The sequence below is a fragment of the Pseudomonas sp. MDT2-39-1 genome (assembly GCF_054898085.1).
This window is the reverse complement of sequence record NZ_CM142716.1, coordinates 584,921-601,281: the sequence shown is the minus strand read 5'-3', so window position 1 is coordinate 601,281 and position 16,361 is coordinate 584,921. Positions and strand designations below refer to the sequence as shown.

Below are 16,361 nucleotides of genomic sequence, written 5' to 3'. Positions count from 1 at the left end.
GCGAAGCGGCCCTCAGCGTTCTTTCATACAGAATGAGTTGTCTGTATTTACGACTGCTTCGCAGCCGAACGGGGGCAAGCCCCCTCGCCACAGGGGATTGTGGTGACTTCAGTTGGTATCCAGATCCACGTTTTTCGTCTCACGCAGACAGATCATCCCCACCACGAGGCTCACCGCGGTAATTACCACCGGGTACCACAGCCCGTAGAAGATGTCCCCGGTGTACACCACCAACGCAAACGATACCGTCGGCAGGAAGCCGCCGAACCAGCCGTTGCCGATGTGGTACGGCAGGGACATCGAGGTGTAGCGGATGCGCGTCGGGAACAGTTCGACCATCAGCGCCGCCAGCGGGCCGTAGCACATGGCGGAAATGATGATCAGCACCACCATCAGCGCCACGATCATGGTCTTGTTGACCTGTTGCGTATCGGCTTGTGACGGATAGCCCGCCAGGGTCACCGCACCGCGCAGGGCCGCTTCGTCGAAGCCATCCAGTTTCACATCACCGACGCTGACCTGCACGCCGCTACCGGCCGGGGCCGCTTCGCTGCTGTAGGGCAGGCCTTGTTTCACCAGGAAGGTTTTGACCTTGTCGCAAGGGCTGTCAAATTTCGCTTTGCCTACCGGGTCAAACTGGAACGTGCAGGTGGCCGGGTCCGCCAGCACAGTGATCGGTGCCTGACGGCTGGCCTGGTCGATGGCCGGGTTGGCGTAGTGGGCGATGGATTTGAAGATCGGGAAATACAGCGCGGTCGCCAACAGCAGGCCAATCATCAGCACCGGTTTGCGCCCGACCTTGTCCGACAGCCAGCCAAAAAAGATGAAAAACGGCGCGCCGATAATCACGCTGACGATCAGCAGACTATTAGCCAGGGCAGGGTCCATTTTCAGGAACTGGGTGAGGAAAAACAGCACGTAGAACTGCGCCGCATAAAACGTCACCGCTTGCCCGGCGTTGATGCTGAACAGGGCAATCAGCACCACTTTGAGGTTTTCCCATTTGCCGAAGGAGTCACGCAGCGGTGACTTGCAGAGCTTGCCTTCCTCTTTCATTTTCACGAAGGCCGGCGACTCGTGCAGGCTCAAGCGAATCCAGGTCGAGATGCCCAGCAGAACGATCGAAAACAGAAACGGAATCCGCCAGCCCCAGACTTCAAACTGGTCACCGGTGAAGTAGCGGCAACCGAGTACCACCAGCAGCGACAGCAACAGGCCGAGGGTCGCGGTGGACTGAATCCAGCTGGTGTGGAAACCGCGTTTACCCATCGGCGCGTGTTCGGCGACGTACGTCGCGGCACCGCCGTACTCGCCGCCCAAGGCCAGGCCCTGAAGCATGCGCAACACCACGAGGATGATCGGTGCGGCGATGCCGATGCTTGAATAAGTCGGCAGCAGCCCCACGCAGAAGGTCGCCAGGCCCATGAGGACGATGGTCGCGAGGAAGGTGTATTTACGCCCGATCATGTCCCCCAGCCGTCCGAACACCAACGCACCGAAGGGCCTCACGATGAAACCAGCGGCAAAGGCCATCAGCGCAAAGATGAACGCCGTGGTGTCGTTGACCCCGGCGAAAAACTGTTTACTGATCACCGCCGCGAGGGCGCCATAGAGGAAAAAGTCGTACCACTCGAAAACCGTCCCGAGTGACGACGCGAAGATGACTTTGCGGGTGTCGGGGCTGATGTCGACGCTGCGCGCGGCATCCAGCGGCTGAACATGTTCTGACATATCGGTATCCCTCACAGTGATTGTTTTTGTTGTTCCACTGTCGGCGCCTGCCTTGTGGGCGGGTGCCGCGCATCCATAAAACGCGTGAATATCAATCTTTGTAGGAGCGAACGGTGCGGCGATCCGACTTGCTCGCGAAGGCGTCAGACCTGATACACCGCGTCATCGTTTTTCGCGGGCAAGCCTCGCTCCTACGGGTGTGATTCAGGCGTTAGTCAGCAGTTCGTTCTCCGGGGTGAGGCTCCCTGCGCCGGGGTTGAGTATCAGTTGCGCAGCTTTTTCGGCAATCATCAGCGTAGGCGAACACGTATTGCCCGAGGTAATCCGCGGCATGATCGACGCATCAGCGATGCGCAAGCCGGGAATCCCGTGAACACGCAACTCGGCATCGACCACCGCATCCACATCATTGCCCATGCGACACGTCCCCACCGGATGGAAAATCGTCGTGCCAATCCGCGCCGCGGCTTCGTGCAATTCTTCTTCACTCTGCAAGCTTCCACCGGGCAAATACTCGACCGGTTTGAACGCTTGCAAGGCCGGCGCGGCGACGATGCGTCGGGTCAGGCGAATGGCGTCAGCGGCGACCCGCAAATCTTCCGGATGACTCAAGTAATTGGGCTGAATTAACGGTGCTTCCTGCGGATCAGCTGAACGAATTTCCACCCGTCCACGACTCTGCGGCCTTAGATCGCAAACCGACGCCGTAAAAGCGGGAAAGGCATGCAACGGCTCACCAAAACGCTCCAGCGACAACGGTTGCACGTGGTATTCGAGATTGGCCGAAGTCTGTTCCGGCCCCGACCGGGCAAATGCCCCCAGCTGACTCGGCGCCATCGACAGCGGGCCGCTGCGGTCATACAGATAACGCAGGCCCATGCCCATTTTGCCCCACACGCTGCCGGCGATCTGGTTCAGGGTGCGCGCGTTTTCCAGTTTGTAGATCAGCCGCAGTTGCAGGTGATCCTGCAGATTTCCGCCAACGCCAGGCAGCTCATGGGCCACGCCGATCCCCAGTTTTTGCAGCAGCGGGCGAGGGCCGATCCCGGAACGTTGGAGGATGCTCGGCGAACCGACGGAGCCTGCGCACAACACGATTTCCTTGCGCGCCTTGAAGGTTTTCGCCTGACCTTGATAACGCGTACTGACCGCCGATGCACGGCCATTCTCCAGCAGCACACGATCCACTTCGACATCGGTCAGCACGGTCAGACTGGCGCGATTGCGGATCGGTTTAAGAAACGCCTTGGCCGCGTTCCAGCGAATCCCGGCCTTCTGATTGACCTGGAAATAGCCGCAGCCTTCGTTATCGCCCTGATTGAAATCATCGATGCTGGCAATGCCGGATTGCTCGGCAGCGCTGCGGAACGCATCCAGAATCGGCCACGACAGCCGCTGACGCTCGATCCGCCATTCCCCGGCGGCACCGTGAAACTCCGAGTCGCCGGCAAAATGGTTTTCGCTTTTCTTGAACAGCGGCAGGACGTCGTCCCAGCTCCAGCCCGGATTGCCATCGGCGGCCCAGCCGTCATAGTCGCCGGCCTGGCCACGCATGTAGATCATGCCGTTGATCGAGGAGCAGCCGCCCAGCACTTTGCCGCGCGGGTAACTCAGCGCGCGACCTTGCAGGCCAGGTTGCGCTTCGGTCTTGAAGCACCAGTCGGTGCGCGGGTTGCCGATGCAGAACAGGTAACCCACGGGGATGTGAATCCACGCATAGTTATCGCGGCCGCCGGCTTCGAGCAGCAATACGCGGTGTTGCGGGTTGGCTGACAGCCGATTGGCCAGCAAACAACCGGCCGGCCCGGCGCCGACCACGATGTAGTCGAATTCATCAAGGGAAGTCTGCATCCCTGACCTCGTATTGTTGTTCTTGTTGTCGGTCATCCTAGTTGTTAGCTTTCGTCAAAAGAATGTTAGTTTTTGCGCAGCCGCTGTGCGTTTTCAGACAGCGCCTCACCCAGCGTAGACCCAAGGACGACTCATGTTCGACTGGAATGACCTGCGGTTTTTTCTCGAGTTGCAGCGCAGCGGGCGTTTGCTTACCGCCGCCCGCCGTTTGAACACCACCCACGCCACCGTCGCCCGGCACATCGAGGCCGTCGAAAAGAGCCTCGGCACCGCGCTGTTTGTCCAGCATGCCCAGGGCTACGAACTGACCCCGGCCGGCGAAGCGCTGCTCAAACACGCCGAAGCGATGGAAAATGTCGCGTTGCTGGCGCAAGAGGAAATCACCCAATCCACGGCGCTACTGGGCAAGATTCGCGTCGGCGTAACGGAAGGGCTGGGCATCATGTTCCTCGCCAGCCGTATGAACGGGTTGTTCGAACGCTACCCGGGACTGGAAGTGGAGCTGGTGGCCGTGCCGCGCTTCGTCAGCATCCTCAACCGCGAAGCCGAAATCAGCATCCACCTCGAACGCCCGGCCGCCGACATGCTGGTCACGCGCAAACTCACTGACTATCGCCTGGCGCTCTACGCGAGCCAGGCCTACCTCGAAAAGGCACCCCCGCTGCACAGCCGCGAAGACCTCGGCCGCCACGCCTGGATCGGCTACGTCGACGACCTGCTGTTCAGCCAGGAACTGATGTTCCTCAACAGCTTCTGCCGCAACCCGCAGGTGGTGTTCCACAGCACCAGCGTCATCGCCCAGCAACAAGCGGCGCGCTCGGGGTTGGGGATCGCGGTGCTGCCGTGCTACATGGCCAGTGCCGATCCGGAGCTGGTGCCGTTGTTTGCGGATGAGAGCATTCAGCGCAGTTACTGGATCAGCACGCGGCGGGAGTTGCATAAATCGGTGCGGCTGCGGGTGATGTGGGATTACGTGGTGGAGTTGTGCGAACGCGAACAAGACCTACTGCTAGGCCCGAATCCCCTGTAGGAGCGAAGCTTGCTCGCGAAGGCGCCAAGCCTGACACACCGCGTACTCGTTCTTCGCGGGCAAGCCTCGCTCCTACACCGATCAGGTGACTGGTCGATGAAGTTCAGACGATTTCGGAGTGGGAGCGTGTCAGATTCATTTTTCCAAATGTCCACTCACGCCTCAGAACGTGCCGACACTCTTTGCGGTGAAAGCCAACTTAACGATGTTGTTGGGATTGTTCTGCCACTTCTGCACGTCGGTCGGAACGGTCTCGTTGCGCACGATGCACTTCCATTCCACGTCTTTGCCGTCGTCCGCGCCTGGGAAAAGTACCTTGCCGGTCCATGTAGGGTAGTCGGGTTTATCGTTGAGTTTTACGGCCTTGGCCGGGTCCCAGCTCCCTAACTTCGGATGGTCGCCCACAACATAAACGCTATAGCCCGGCGTCGTGTTGCCGTTAACGCACTTAAATTCCACTTCGTCTGTTAAGGGCGTCCACTGGGCACCTTGGGCGTCGTGGAACACCGGCAGCATCGCCAACAAGAGAACGCCCAGGGGCAACAGGTAGCGGTTGCGAGACATGATGAACACCTCAGTTCAATTCAGTGGAGGCAGCTTAGCCCCGGAAAATCTGAAAGTGACCTGTAAGAACTGACAGTTCGTTAGAGTGTAGTGGTCTAATGAAACCGGACACCCATTTAGGCGAGAATGCTCGCCAGATCGAGGTGTCAGATGACCAAACAACGCCGTTCCTTTTCTGCTGAATTCAAACGCGAGGCTGCCGAACTCGTGCTCAAGCAAAACTACAGCTACATCGAAGCCAGCCGTTCACTCGGCGTCGGCGAGTCGGCACTACGCCGCTGGGTCGACCAGGTTCAGCAGGAACACCAAGGCGTTACCCCGCAGAGCAAAGCGCTGACACCGGAGCAGCAGAAAATCCAGGAGCTGGAAGCCCGGATCGCCCGGCTTGAACGGGAAAAATCGATATTAAAAAAGGCTACCGCTCTCTTGATGTCGGAAGATCACGAGCGTACGCGCTGATCAATCAGCTGAGCGTCCATGAGCCGGTTGATTGGCTATGCAACGTATTTGAAATCAACCGCTCAAGTTACTACGCCCACCGCCTCAAGCGCCGAACGCCGAACGCCGGACGTCGAACGACTTCGGTTGCGCAGCCGGGTGAGCGAGTTGTTTTCACAAAGTCGCAGTGCTGCCGGCAGCCGTAGCATCCTCTCGTTGATGCGTGACGATGGTGAGCAACTCGGTCGGTTCAAAGTGCGCAGCTTGATGCGTGAGCTTGACCTCGTCAGCAAACAGCCAGGTTCTCATGCCTATAAACGAGCGACGGTTGAACGGTTGGATATCCCGAACATCTTGAATCGGGAGTTCGAGGTCTCGGCACCCAACCAGGTGTGGTGCGGCGACATCACCTACATTTGGGCTCAGGGGAAATGGCACTATCTGGCTGTCGTGATGGATCTTTGCGCGCGCCGGGTGGTGGGCTGGGCGCTATCGGAAAAGCCGGATGCCGAGCTGGTTATCAAGGCGCTGGATATGGCTTACGAACAACGGGGAAGGCCTCAGGGCCTGCTGTTTCACTCGGATCAAGGGTCGCAGTATGCGAGTCGTTTATTTCGCCAGCGACTGTGGCGTTATCGCATGTGTCAGAGCATGAGTCGTCGGGGGAATTGCTGGGACAACGCGCCGATGGAGCGCGTGTTCCGCAGCTTGAAAACTGAATGGATACCGACCACGGGTTACAGAACTGCTCAAGAAGCCCAACGCGATATCAGCCATTTCTTGATGCATCGGTACAACTGGATTCGGCCCCATCAATTCAACGGTGGGCTGGCGCCAGCTCGGGCCGAAGAAAAACTTAACGTCGTGTCCGGGATTAGTTGACCACTACAATCCCGGTAGGGCTTGCGGTGGGAATTAGCCTGTAACGCCGCGAAATTGTTGAGAGCATGGTGGTTGCATAACGTCGAGCCGAAGGAGTAATCGCAAACCTTCTGTGGCGAGCGGCCAGTCCGTCGCCACAGAAGGGGCGTGATGGCGATGTTGAAATGCCACCACTGAAATAGTATGTTACTCAAAATCTAACTACGGTCCACAAGGAAGACATCATGTCGCTCAAGGGAAAGATCATTTCCGGCTATCTCGTCATTGGTCTGATCTACGCGCTTTACTCCTGGATGTTTACCATCTACTCCCACGCCGGCTTCGCCTACAACCTGGGCAGAGGCCTGATTTGGCCTGCCGCGATGTTCCCTGCGTTCGGTGCCTTTATCGGCGTCATTGTCCTGCTCGTGGTCATCGGCGCGATTCATTTGAATCGCCGCTAAGCGATCCGCACCTCCAAACTGATCAAGGACAAATGCTCATGAGCATGAGAAAGGTATCGCTGGCTGTGTTGTTGGCAGCGGCACTGGCAGGCTGTGGGGCCAGCAAGGATAAGGCCGAGGAGCTGATCGAGACCAGCGGCTTGACCAAAAATTACAGCACCATCGTGGAAATGGCATCGGCCAGTTACGCTTCCCGCTACCCGATGCTGGAACGGGAACAGATTCGCAACGTTGTGCGGGACAAACTCGATCCGGACGAATTGAAAAGCGAGATGGTTGACATCTATGCCGATCACTTCGACAACGATGAACTCGATCTGATGATCCGTGCCAACAAACATCCCGAGCAAGCCATGGCCATCATCCTCGGCTCCAAACAAGGCCGCGCGCTGGCCGAAAAGGTGATGGACGTCCAAAAAACCATTGCTCAAGACATGCAAGAAGCGATGGTGGACAGCGATGACGCAATCATCGATGCGCTGGATGATATGAAGGACGAGCTGAAGGGCTAAAGCTCACCATCGCGCCTAGTATCGTGCACAGACGTCTTGCAAGATTTCCAGGCCGTGGATTCAGTAGATGATCCGTACCCCGTTCGAAGTGGCGGGGCGGATTATTTAATGGCTGGTTAACGCCAGCGTCTGTAGCAGCTGTCGAGCCTGCGAGGCTGCGTCCGAGGGCGCCGAAATAATCCCGAACCCGATGCCGACCAGACACCGGCCATACCCATTGCCCCCCCCTAAAAACCTCGAATTCAACCCAAATCCCCCTGTAGGAGCGAGCCTGCTCGCGATGGCGCCAGACCTGACACTATCGATTCCAGCCAAGAATTTTCCTCCCGACTTTTGATGCCTTAAACATGTTCAAGGGCTCACGTTTAAAGACACTCAGTGTTACGTCCTAACGGCTACAACGCCTTGCGTCATTACCTACGCGTACGCCAGAATCCGCCGGCTTGTGCGTCCAGGGCGTGGGTTCTATCGTGGTCTCGTCGCTGAAAAACAGCGATGGGTTTGGTAGACCCTCAGCATCGACGCATAGCGTCACCTTCGGTGGTCCTTTCTCAGGACTGCGGTTTTATGGTGGCCATGCGTAGGGCTCCTTCGGGGGCGCCGGTTCCGATGCCCGGTCTACCAACCTCCGTATGGCCGCCACCCTCCGTTTGGTAGCGAGAGGGCGATGGCTCCTTTTTTAAGTAGCATCGGAGTTTCACTATGATCAAACCAACACCAAACCCACCAGACACCGATCCGGCATCCCCCTACGAATCCCTCGATTCCAAAAAACTCCACGAAGCCGCCGAACGCGCCCTCGACCACTACCTCAATCCAGGTGCCCACATCATGGCCAGCACCCACGAACCCGAACCCATGTTCCTCGCCAACCCGGCGTACGACACCGAATCCCTGCTGGCCAACGCCAGCGAATCACTGGGCTCGGCGACGACCATGCTCAGCAATTTTGCGGCGTTGTTGGATAACTCGCATCGCAAGACCTTGCTGGGGATTACCCAAGTGGTGATGTTGGGGGAATTGGCGGTGAATCAGGCGTTGGATAAGGTTGAGGTGAAGGAGTAAGTACAAACCCTCTGTGGCGGTCGGGTAGGCCATCGTCGCAGAGGGGAAGTTAATAAGTCGGCATCCCCATTAAAAAATTCTACTATTTGATTTTTTAAATGCCACTCATGCTCTTGCGAGCTCTCTTGGTTGCGTTTGGGTCAGAATCGAAGTATATGGCCATGCTTGTTTCTGTAAGTTTAAGCAGCGTTTTCCCTTTTTGTTTAAGTTCAATGCTGTCTGGTTGCTCTCCGTTAACGACTTCGGAGTCGGGATATGCGGATAGCAGGAGAGATATCATTGCTGCTTTTATATTTTTTCCGCCTACGCTTTCTTTTGCTTTTTCGCTAAAGAAAAACAATATTGCTGTTATAAATTTGTGGTCCCTGTCTTGGTAAAATGTGGCCTCGCTAAATATGCCGTGTTCAAGGTTTTTCACAGAAGAGTACGATGCAGTGTCTCTTATCGTTTTTTCGTAAGTTTCTTTTATTTTGCTGTAAGGCATGCCGAGTTGTACTTCTCGCCAGCCTAAAGGGTAGGGGCTTCCCTCTGAAAATAAATTGTCACTCGTTGCTAGAGTGTACTTTTTTGATATTTCAGAAAGCTTGGACTCTGCTTTATTTAATTTTTCTGTAGTAATTAAAGCTGATTTCTCAATGTTTTCAATTTTTACAGTTAAATGTTGCGTGTAGATTGGTAGTAAGGTGCTATAGCCGAATGCGAGTGTTCCTGCGGCCGAAAGTGCGGCGACTATTCCAGGGTTGTCCTTCCAGCTCATTTTTACAAGCCTCTTTAATTTTGTAAGTGTAGTTTGCACAGGAGTATAGATGCTCCAGTCGGAGGTGAAAAGGTGGATTTTTAGATGCCATTTTTTTGAACCAAAAAGGGGCTGCTGTGTTGTTCCGTTATTTGTGCAGTCCACTTCGAATCGAATGCGGGGCTCACGACAGACAGCAATCGGTCAAAAGCGGCCTAACTTTCTGAGTGGAAAGCAACCAGAAATGGTCAGCGGGTTTTTCAAAATGTTCCGCAAGTCTCTAGATCCTCGTGCATTCGGGTTCAAAGCCTGCTGGAGATCTCCTTCCAGATGTAGGCGTAGTTGTATTTCAGCCAGCGCACCAACACTTTATCGAACTGCCGGCGAAACCAATTACGTTCTCTTGATGCCAGCCTTGTCTCTATCGATTCCCTGAGTATGTCAGGATCGAAGCCCGTCCATACCGGTGGTACAGCAGCCACTAGATTGGTGAAACACACCGGTGCGACTTCTGAATAGAGGATTTCGTACAGAATGTCAGGGTCAACGCCTCTGACCTTCCGCGCGACAAAGTCATACTCGACCGGAAAATCGTTGAATGGCTCGGAGAGTGCGGCTCTGATCTTTGTCAGTTGTGGTTCAGTCAGAAGATGTCCCAATGCGAAAACTCCTCCAGTTCTTCATCCAGTGAGCTCGCAACCGCTTCGCCCGCGAAACCGCCAGCGACTGTTCCAGCCAAGACAATCGCAATCGCGCAAATGGGCATGGCAGGGCCGCAAAACGTGCTGACGCCCATCCCAGCGAGGATACCGCCCTGCGGATTCCACGACACTTGGACACTCAGCCCACGATCATTTGGACACTCGTTCCACGCTCACTTGGACACCTGATCCACGTCCACTTGGGCAGGCAGTCGGAGCGCAGCGACGCAGGCTTGCATTGTTAGTCTGAAGTCTCTGTCGCCGTCAATTTCGTTGCGCGTCTGCGCATCGATTCGCCCTTCAGTTCGATCCGATAAGCGTTGTGCACCAGCCGGTCGAGGATCGCATCGCCCAAGGTCGGATCGCCGATCAGTGCGTGCCATTTGTCCACTGGCATCTGGCTGGTCACTAGCGTCGAGCGGTTGCCGTAGCGGTCGTCCAGCAGTTCAAGCATGTCGCGCCGTTGCGCAGCGGTAAACGGCGCCAGGCCCCAGTCGTCCAGGATCAGCAAGTCGGTCTTGGCATAACCCGCCATCAGTTTCGCGAAGCGGCCGTCGCCGTGGGCCAGGCCTAGTTCTTCCATCAAGCGCGGCAAGCGCAGATAACGCACGCTGTAACCGTCGCGGCAGGCCTTATGAGCCAGCGCGCAGGCGAGCCAGGTTTTGCCTACGCCAGTTGGGCCGCCGATGATCAGGTTCAGGCCGTCGCGCAGCCACTGGCCGCTGCCCAGTTGCAGGATCAAGGCCTTGTCCAAGCCACGCGGACTGCGATAGTCGATGTCTTCCAGGCAGGCGTTATGGCGCAGTCGTGCGGCCTTGAGGCGAGTAGTCAGGCGGGCGTCTTCGCGCTCGGTCAGCTCGCGGTCGACCATCAGACCGAAGCGTTCGTCGAAGCTGAGATCGTTGATGTCAGGCGTTGCGTGTTGTTCGCCAAGCGCCTTGATCATGCCGTGCAGGCGCAGGGTTTGCAGCTTGTCGAGTGTCGGGTTGGGCAGCATTTTGGTGCTCCTTTTTCAGGTCAGTGGTAGTAGCCAGGGCCGCGCAGGTTGATGTGTTCTTCAGGCAGTAACGGCAGGTTTTGCTGGGCCAGCGGCAGCCGTTCCAGCCCTTGGCGCAGGATCGATTCAAGGCTTTTGTAGCTGCACGCGCCCAGTGCCAGCGCTCGCTGGCAAGCGGCTTCCAGCCGCTCTTCGCCGTGCTGTTTGCTCAGGCGCAGGATGCCCAGGCAGGCGCGGAAGCCGTGCTGCGGATGGATCCGGCGTTCGAGGATGTAGGCGATGACGCCGGCCGTATTCGGGCCTGTCTGCTCTGCCCAGTGGATCAGTCGCTGGGGCGTCCATTCGGCGTGTTCGCGGTGACTTTTGGGCATGTGCTCAGTTTGGGTGGTGTGGCGGCCTTTATGTGCTGAGCGCAGATGGCTGGCCACGCGCTGGTTGGCGTGGAAGCACTCGACGGTTTGCGCAGTCAGCCGCACTTCGAGTTGGTGCTTCACCAGCTGATACGGCACCGAGTAGTAATGGCCGTCGACCTCGACGTGGTAGTCGATGTGTACCCGCACCTTTTTCCATTCGGCGTAGACGTAAGGGTGTTCCGGCAGCGGTTGCAACGCAGGTTGGTCGATGGTCTCGAAGGCTGACCGGCGTGAGCCGGGCAGCTTCTTGAAGGGCTTCTGATTGAGGCGATCCAGCAGCAGCGCGATGGCTGTGTTGAGTTCGCCCAAGGAGAAGAACTGGCGGTTGCGCAGCACCGCCAGGATCCACCGCTCGACGACCTGGACGCCGACTTCAACCTTGGCTTTGTCCCGAGGTTTGCGAGATCTGGCAGGCAACACGGCCACGCCGTAATGCTCGGCGAGGTCGCGGTAACTGGGGTTGATGTCGGGCTCGTAACGATGCGCTTTGGTAACGCCGCTGCGCAGATTGTCCGGTACCAGGATCTGCGATGTACCGCCGAGAAAGGCGAAGCAGCGCACGTGCGAGCCCAGCCAGTCGGGCAGTTTCTGCGACCAGGTGGCCTCGGCGAAGGTGTAGCTGGACGCGCCGAGGACGGCGACGAAGATCTGCGTTTGGCGGATCTCGCCGGTTCGCCGATCAATGACCGGCACGGTCTGGCCGGCGTAATCAACGAACAGCTTCTCGCCGGCACGGTGTTCCTGGCGCATGACCACGTCGACCTTGGCGGCCCAGAGGCGGTAGTGCTCGCAGAACCAGCTGTACTGGAAACCTTGCGGGTGGCTGAGCCGATACTCTTGCCAAAGCAGGGCCAGGGTGACGCCGGGGCGACGTAACTCGGCATGGACATGAGCCCAGTCCGGTATCGGACGTTGATCACTGGGCACCGTCGGCGCTGGCGGGAATAGACGTCGCTCCAGTTCGGCGTCCGACAACTGCGTGGGCCAAGTCAGCCCGCAAGCGTTGAAGCGGTGCAGGTAATTGCCGGCACTGCCGCTGCTAATGCGCAGGCTGGTAGCAATTTTGCGCACGGACAGGCCGGCGTCGAACTTTAGGCGTAGTACCTCTCGGATTTTACGCATGGATATACGCTCCACGACGACCTCTTCGCTTCGAGAAAAGAGGTCGATGGTAGTGAATAATCCTGCGTTGCTGCCTGCCTGAGCTTGGGTCGGATCAGTGAGAGATCACTGTCCAAGTGCTCGTGGAATGAGTGTCCAAGTCAGCGTGGAATCGCTGTCCAAGTGTTCGTGGACTGGGTGTCCAAGTGCGCATGGAATCCCCATACCGCCCAACGCTCCCGCACCCACAATGATGCCTTGGCGCGCCGCTTCTTTAGGTTTGTTTTCAGCATCCAATATTTGATAGGTCGCCAGAGCGGCGGTCACCAGAACGCCGAGCTTGCCCATGATCAGCATTTTTTTGGTGCCGGTCGTGAATTTGGCATTATCACGGCCCGAGGATTCCAGAATGGCGTAGTGGACCTTATTTTTTTCTACTTCTGAAAGGCTGTCGTAACCCTTTTGGAATAGGCTTTCAGCGTACATATCTAAGAGCGTTTTGAGCCCCTTTCCGTCCTTTTTCTTCCTTTGGACGATAGCCAAACCCTGCGCAGAGGTGACTTTTCGATGTTCCATCATGATTTTGTTTCGCATCTCATGACTGAACTTCACACCTTATTGCGCGGTAATCTTCCCAGCTTTCACGTCATCCCGAGTTTGCTGAGACATGCGATTGATGTTCCTGGTGTAGCTTGTCCTGACTTTTTCATCAGAAATGGCATCCAGCGAAAACCTCAGCGCAGTGCCCTCCATCAGTTCTAACGCCCTGTCGAGGGGAGAGTCTTGCAAGGCGTGCTCACGCTGAACAACATAGCTGCCGGTGACAATGTACGGCTCTGTCATAGGATGGTCCTTATCCTAGAATTTGGTTCAATAGGCTCTCGGTGAGCGAGGGCGCCTCTGCGGATGCTTGCTCTTCAAACTTGAGCATCCCGCACGTCGTGCCCGATGGGTTCGAAAATCTAACAGCGTTGTCCTTATCGAATACGCCGGGGAGCGATGAGCCGTCCTCAAAGTGCGCGGTGCACGATAAGCCCTCATAGCTTTCTTCAACAGGAATTCTGAAGCCGATCCAGTTCGCGTAACCCGCCAACAGCGAGGGAGGAACAAACTCGCAAGGTGTATGGGTACTGCCGATTATCACCGTCCCCGACCCGCCAACTACAACGCCGCCGTGGGTGCCACCACTGTCGATGGTTGCGGCATTTTTGCCGTTGATGAACACAGTCGAAGACAGCCCTGATGAAAGCGCACTGCCTCACGTACAGGTGTCGCCTTGACGTGCTGCGGAAAGGCCATCGAAAAACACGTCGGGAGAGCCTGTCGCAATGGGATTAGTACCGTGCCCCGGCAACGGGCAACTGTATGGATCACTCTTACGCGCTGCTGGCTTAGCCACTATGACCTCCTGTCAAATCCGTTTGAGCGTTGTAACCTAACAGAACAGATCTTCGATTAGAAATCCGTGGTGATGGGCGTACGCAATGATCTGCGATCCATGAACTGCTGGGCCTGGGAGCCCCCAGCGCCGCTTCTACCTTGTTGGGTGGCCAAAATTAGACCTCTTCAGGCCGACAGCGCCTTCATTAAACCGCTGGTACCGAGAATTTTCATGACCCGCTTCAAGTTGTAGGCGAGGACGTTCAAGCTCATCTCCTGAACCGCGCTTACTCCGCTCAGCTTTCGTGTCAGGAAATGCTTGGCGCCCATCCATTGTTTGAGTGTCCCGAAGGGATGCTCGACCGTACGCTTGCGGACTCGCATCATGTCCGGCGCGTTGCTCAGCCTGTTCTGCATTTCCTCCAGTATGGCTTCATGCTCCCAGCGTCTAACCCGCCGTTCCGTGCTCGGTGTGCACTGCGGTTTCATTGCGCAGCCCCTGCATTTCGAACTCCAGTAACGGTGCAGCGTCAGGCCTTTTTCAACGTTGGTATAGCGCCAGATCAGTGCTTCTCCAGCCGGGCAAATGTATTCGTTTTTGCCGCTTCATAGATGAAGGCATCGTTATTGAAACGCCCGTCCGCTTTGGCTCCAGAGGTCATCGGCTGGGCACATAGGCGGTGATGTCTGCATTGTGACAAGCCAGGATTTGTTCGCTTTTGAAGTAACCTCGGTCAGCCACTACCGACAACGTATCTGACGCCATCGCTTCGCGGGCCTGCTTGGCCATCGAGCTGAGTTGATCGCGGTCGGAACCGACGTTGGTCACCTCATGCGCAACGATCAAATGGTGCTGGGTATCGACCGCTGTCTGCACGTTGTAACCGACGATTCCAGTGCCGCGCGTCCATCATGGAACGGGCGTCTGGATCGGTCAGTGAGACCTGTTTATCCGGTGATTCGTTGAGCTGAGTTTCAATGACCTGTAACTCTTTCATCTGAGCTTTGAGCTTGTCGATTTTCTCTTGCAGACGAGCAACCTTGGGCTGAGCGACCGAGGGTTCTTGCCGATCGGCTTCGTCGAGCGCAGTCAGGTACCGATTGATACTTGATTCAATTTCTTCCATTCGCCGCTTCAGTTTGGCGCTGGTGAAATTGCGGTCGCGGTTGTTGACCGCCTTGAATTTACTGCCGTCGATGGCAACCAGATTTTCTCCGAATAATCCCAGCTGCTGGCACAGCACCACGAACTGGCGGCAGACGCCTCTGATGGCCTTACTGTTGTCTTTTCGGAAGTTGGCAATGGTCTTGAAATCGGGCGTCAAACGCCCGGTCAGCCACATCAGTTCGACGTTGCGTTGGGCTTCTTGTTCAAGACGCCGGCTCGATGGAATGCGGTTCAGATAGCCGTAGATGTAGATCTTCAGGAGGACAGCGGGAAGGTAAGCCGGCCGGCCAGTATCAGCAGGTAAGGCGCCCTCGAAACCTAGTTTGACCAAGTCCAGTTCGTCGACAAAGATGTCGACTACGCGCACCGGATTGGTATCCGTAACGTAATCGTCGAGGTTCGCCGGAAGGAAGGTTCCTTGGCCTCGATGTTCACCTTGGATAAAGCGCTTCATGGGCGATCCCTGCGATGAAATCCTCAGAAATCATAGCAAGGGTTTGCGAAAGCGTTTTTACACACTCTGGGCCAATTGCGGACATTCGTCGCGTCGCTCAGCCTCCAGCGCATCAAGCCGAAAAACCACCGTCGATGGTCAAACTTGCTCCGGTAATATACCCAGCTTCCGGCCCCGCGAGGTAAGCCACAAAGGCCGCGATCTCATCATCTTTACCATACCGATCAAGCGCCATCAGTGCTTTCAACTGATCGGCAAATTCGCCATCAGCGGGGTTCATTTCGGTGTCGATAGGACCTGGTTGAACATTGTTGACCGTAATACGGCGAGGGCCGAGATCGCGGGCCATACCTTTGACTAACCCAACCAATGCCGACTTACTCATGGCATACACCGCTCCGCCTGCAACAGGAACACGCTCTGCGTTGGTGCTACCAATGTTGATAATGCGACCTCCATCATTCATATGGCGAGCCGCTTCCTGGGAAGCGACAAAGACGCCACGAATATTGATTGCAAAGGTTCGGTCCAACTCATCCAGAGGAAATTCCTCGGTGGGAGCCCAACTCAGCACGCCAGCATTGTTTACCAAGATATCTAGCTTGCCGAAATGCTCTGCTGCCTGGCGAATCGCATGCTGCAGCGCAGCGACATCGGCGCTATCAGCGCAAATGGCACGGCACTTACCACCGTTTGCCGTAACTTCCGCAACCAGTGCGTCAGCTCGAGCTGCAGATGAAGCGTATGTAAAGGCTACCGCTGCACCTTCACGGGCCAAACGTCTGACAATGGCTGCGCCGATGCCACGGGAGCCGCCTTGTACAATTGCAACTTTTCCTTCAAGGCACTTTACGAACGACATAGTGTAATCCTTGCTTTCCATCGTGGGATCGCC

General features: G+C 56.5%; 14 protein-coding genes and 3 pseudogenes. 5 read left to right on the top strand and 12 right to left on the bottom strand.

Annotated features, from left to right (window positions below; all coding sequences use genetic code 11):
• Positions 1-108: 108 nt before the first annotated feature.
• A complete protein-coding gene (locus ACYZTM_RS03045) occupies positions 109-1,731 on the bottom strand; it encodes an MFS transporter (RefSeq protein ID WP_131060168.1) in 1,623 nt (540 codons plus the stop codon).
• 204 nt (positions 1,732-1,935) lie between these two features.
• Positions 1,936-3,582: a GMC family oxidoreductase gene (locus ACYZTM_RS03040; protein ID WP_461986944.1), complete on the bottom strand. Its 1,647-nt coding sequence runs from the start codon at positions 3,580-3,582 to the stop codon at positions 1,936-1,938.
• Positions 3,583-3,715: 133 nt separating this feature from the next.
• Here ACYZTM_RS03040 and ACYZTM_RS03035 point away from each other — a divergent pair, with 133 nt between their 5' ends.
• Complete coding sequence (locus ACYZTM_RS03035) at positions 3,716-4,612, top strand: LysR family transcriptional regulator (RefSeq protein WP_461986942.1); 897 nt, start codon at positions 3,716-3,718, stop codon at positions 4,610-4,612.
• A gap of 162 nt (positions 4,613-4,774) precedes the next feature.
• Here the strand turns inward: ACYZTM_RS03035 and ACYZTM_RS03030 are convergent, their stop codons facing one another.
• Positions 4,775-5,176 (bottom strand): carbohydrate-binding module family 20 domain-containing protein, encoded by a 402-nt coding sequence (locus ACYZTM_RS03030; protein ID WP_256656927.1) that lies wholly within the window; start codon positions 5,174-5,176, stop codon positions 4,775-4,777.
• A gap of 150 nt (positions 5,177-5,326) precedes the next feature.
• On the opposite strand from ACYZTM_RS03030, the pseudogene ACYZTM_RS03025 reads away from it, so the two are divergent.
• The 4 genes and pseudogenes from ACYZTM_RS03025 to ACYZTM_RS03010 form a co-directional block, all read left to right on the top strand.
• Positions 5,327-6,493, top strand: a pseudogene (locus ACYZTM_RS03025) (transposase); the annotation flags it as partial.
• A 227-nt stretch (positions 6,494-6,720) separates the two neighbouring features.
• A complete protein-coding gene (locus tag ACYZTM_RS03020; protein WP_461986940.1) occupies positions 6,721-6,939 on the top strand; it encodes a hypothetical protein in 219 nt (72 codons plus the stop codon).
• A gap of 38 nt (positions 6,940-6,977) precedes the next feature.
• Positions 6,978-7,451, top strand: a complete 474-nt coding sequence (locus tag ACYZTM_RS03015) for a DUF2059 domain-containing protein (RefSeq protein WP_461986938.1) — start codon at positions 6,978-6,980, stop codon at positions 7,449-7,451.
• 702 nt (positions 7,452-8,153) lie between these two features.
• Complete coding sequence (locus ACYZTM_RS03010) at positions 8,154-8,516, top strand: DUF6124 family protein (RefSeq protein WP_461986936.1); 363 nt, start codon at positions 8,154-8,156, stop codon at positions 8,514-8,516.
• 94 nt (positions 8,517-8,610) lie between these two features.
• On the opposite strand, the gene ACYZTM_RS03005 is transcribed toward ACYZTM_RS03010, so the two are convergent.
• The 9 genes and pseudogenes from ACYZTM_RS03005 to ACYZTM_RS02965 all read right to left on the bottom strand — a co-directional run bounded on the left by ACYZTM_RS03005 (position 8,611) and on the right by ACYZTM_RS02965 (position 16,328).
• Positions 8,611-9,417 carry a hypothetical protein gene (locus ACYZTM_RS03005; protein ID WP_461986934.1) on the bottom strand — a complete coding sequence of 269 codons (807 nt, stop codon included), beginning with the start codon at positions 9,415-9,417 and terminating at the stop codon, positions 8,611-8,613.
• A gap of 137 nt (positions 9,418-9,554) precedes the next feature.
• Positions 9,555-9,911 carry a DUF7079 family protein gene (locus tag ACYZTM_RS03000; RefSeq protein WP_461986932.1) on the bottom strand — a complete coding sequence of 119 codons (357 nt, stop codon included), beginning with the start codon at positions 9,909-9,911 and terminating at the stop codon, positions 9,555-9,557.
• Between the two features lie 283 nt (positions 9,912-10,194).
• On the bottom strand, positions 10,195-10,950 hold the full coding sequence (istB, locus tag ACYZTM_RS02995) for an IS21-like element ISPsy14 family helper ATPase IstB (RefSeq protein ID WP_461984078.1): 756 nt from the start codon (positions 10,948-10,950) through the stop codon (positions 10,195-10,197).
• A 20-nt stretch (positions 10,951-10,970) separates the two neighbouring features.
• Positions 10,971-12,485: an IS21 family transposase gene (gene istA / locus ACYZTM_RS02990; protein ID WP_461986642.1), complete on the bottom strand. Its 1,515-nt coding sequence runs from the start codon at positions 12,483-12,485 to the stop codon at positions 10,971-10,973.
• A 105-nt stretch (positions 12,486-12,590) separates the two neighbouring features.
• Positions 12,591-13,043 carry a hypothetical protein gene (locus ACYZTM_RS02985; protein WP_461986930.1) on the bottom strand — a complete coding sequence of 151 codons (453 nt, stop codon included), beginning with the start codon at positions 13,041-13,043 and terminating at the stop codon, positions 12,591-12,593.
• Positions 13,044-13,079: 36 nt separating this feature from the next.
• Entirely contained in the window at positions 13,080-13,307 is a 228-nt protein-coding gene (locus ACYZTM_RS02980; protein ID WP_461986928.1) for a hypothetical protein, read from the bottom strand.
• 10 nt (positions 13,308-13,317) lie between these two features.
• Positions 13,318-13,866: pseudogene (locus ACYZTM_RS02975) on the bottom strand (PAAR domain-containing protein).
• 164 nt (positions 13,867-14,030) lie between these two features.
• A pseudogene (locus ACYZTM_RS02970) lies at positions 14,031-15,466 on the bottom strand (IS1182 family transposase).
• A 112-nt stretch (positions 15,467-15,578) separates the two neighbouring features.
• A complete protein-coding gene (locus ACYZTM_RS02965) occupies positions 15,579-16,328 on the bottom strand; it encodes a 3-oxoacyl-ACP reductase family protein (RefSeq protein WP_461986926.1) in 750 nt (249 codons plus the stop codon).
• Between the last annotated feature and the right edge of the window lie 33 nt (positions 16,329-16,361).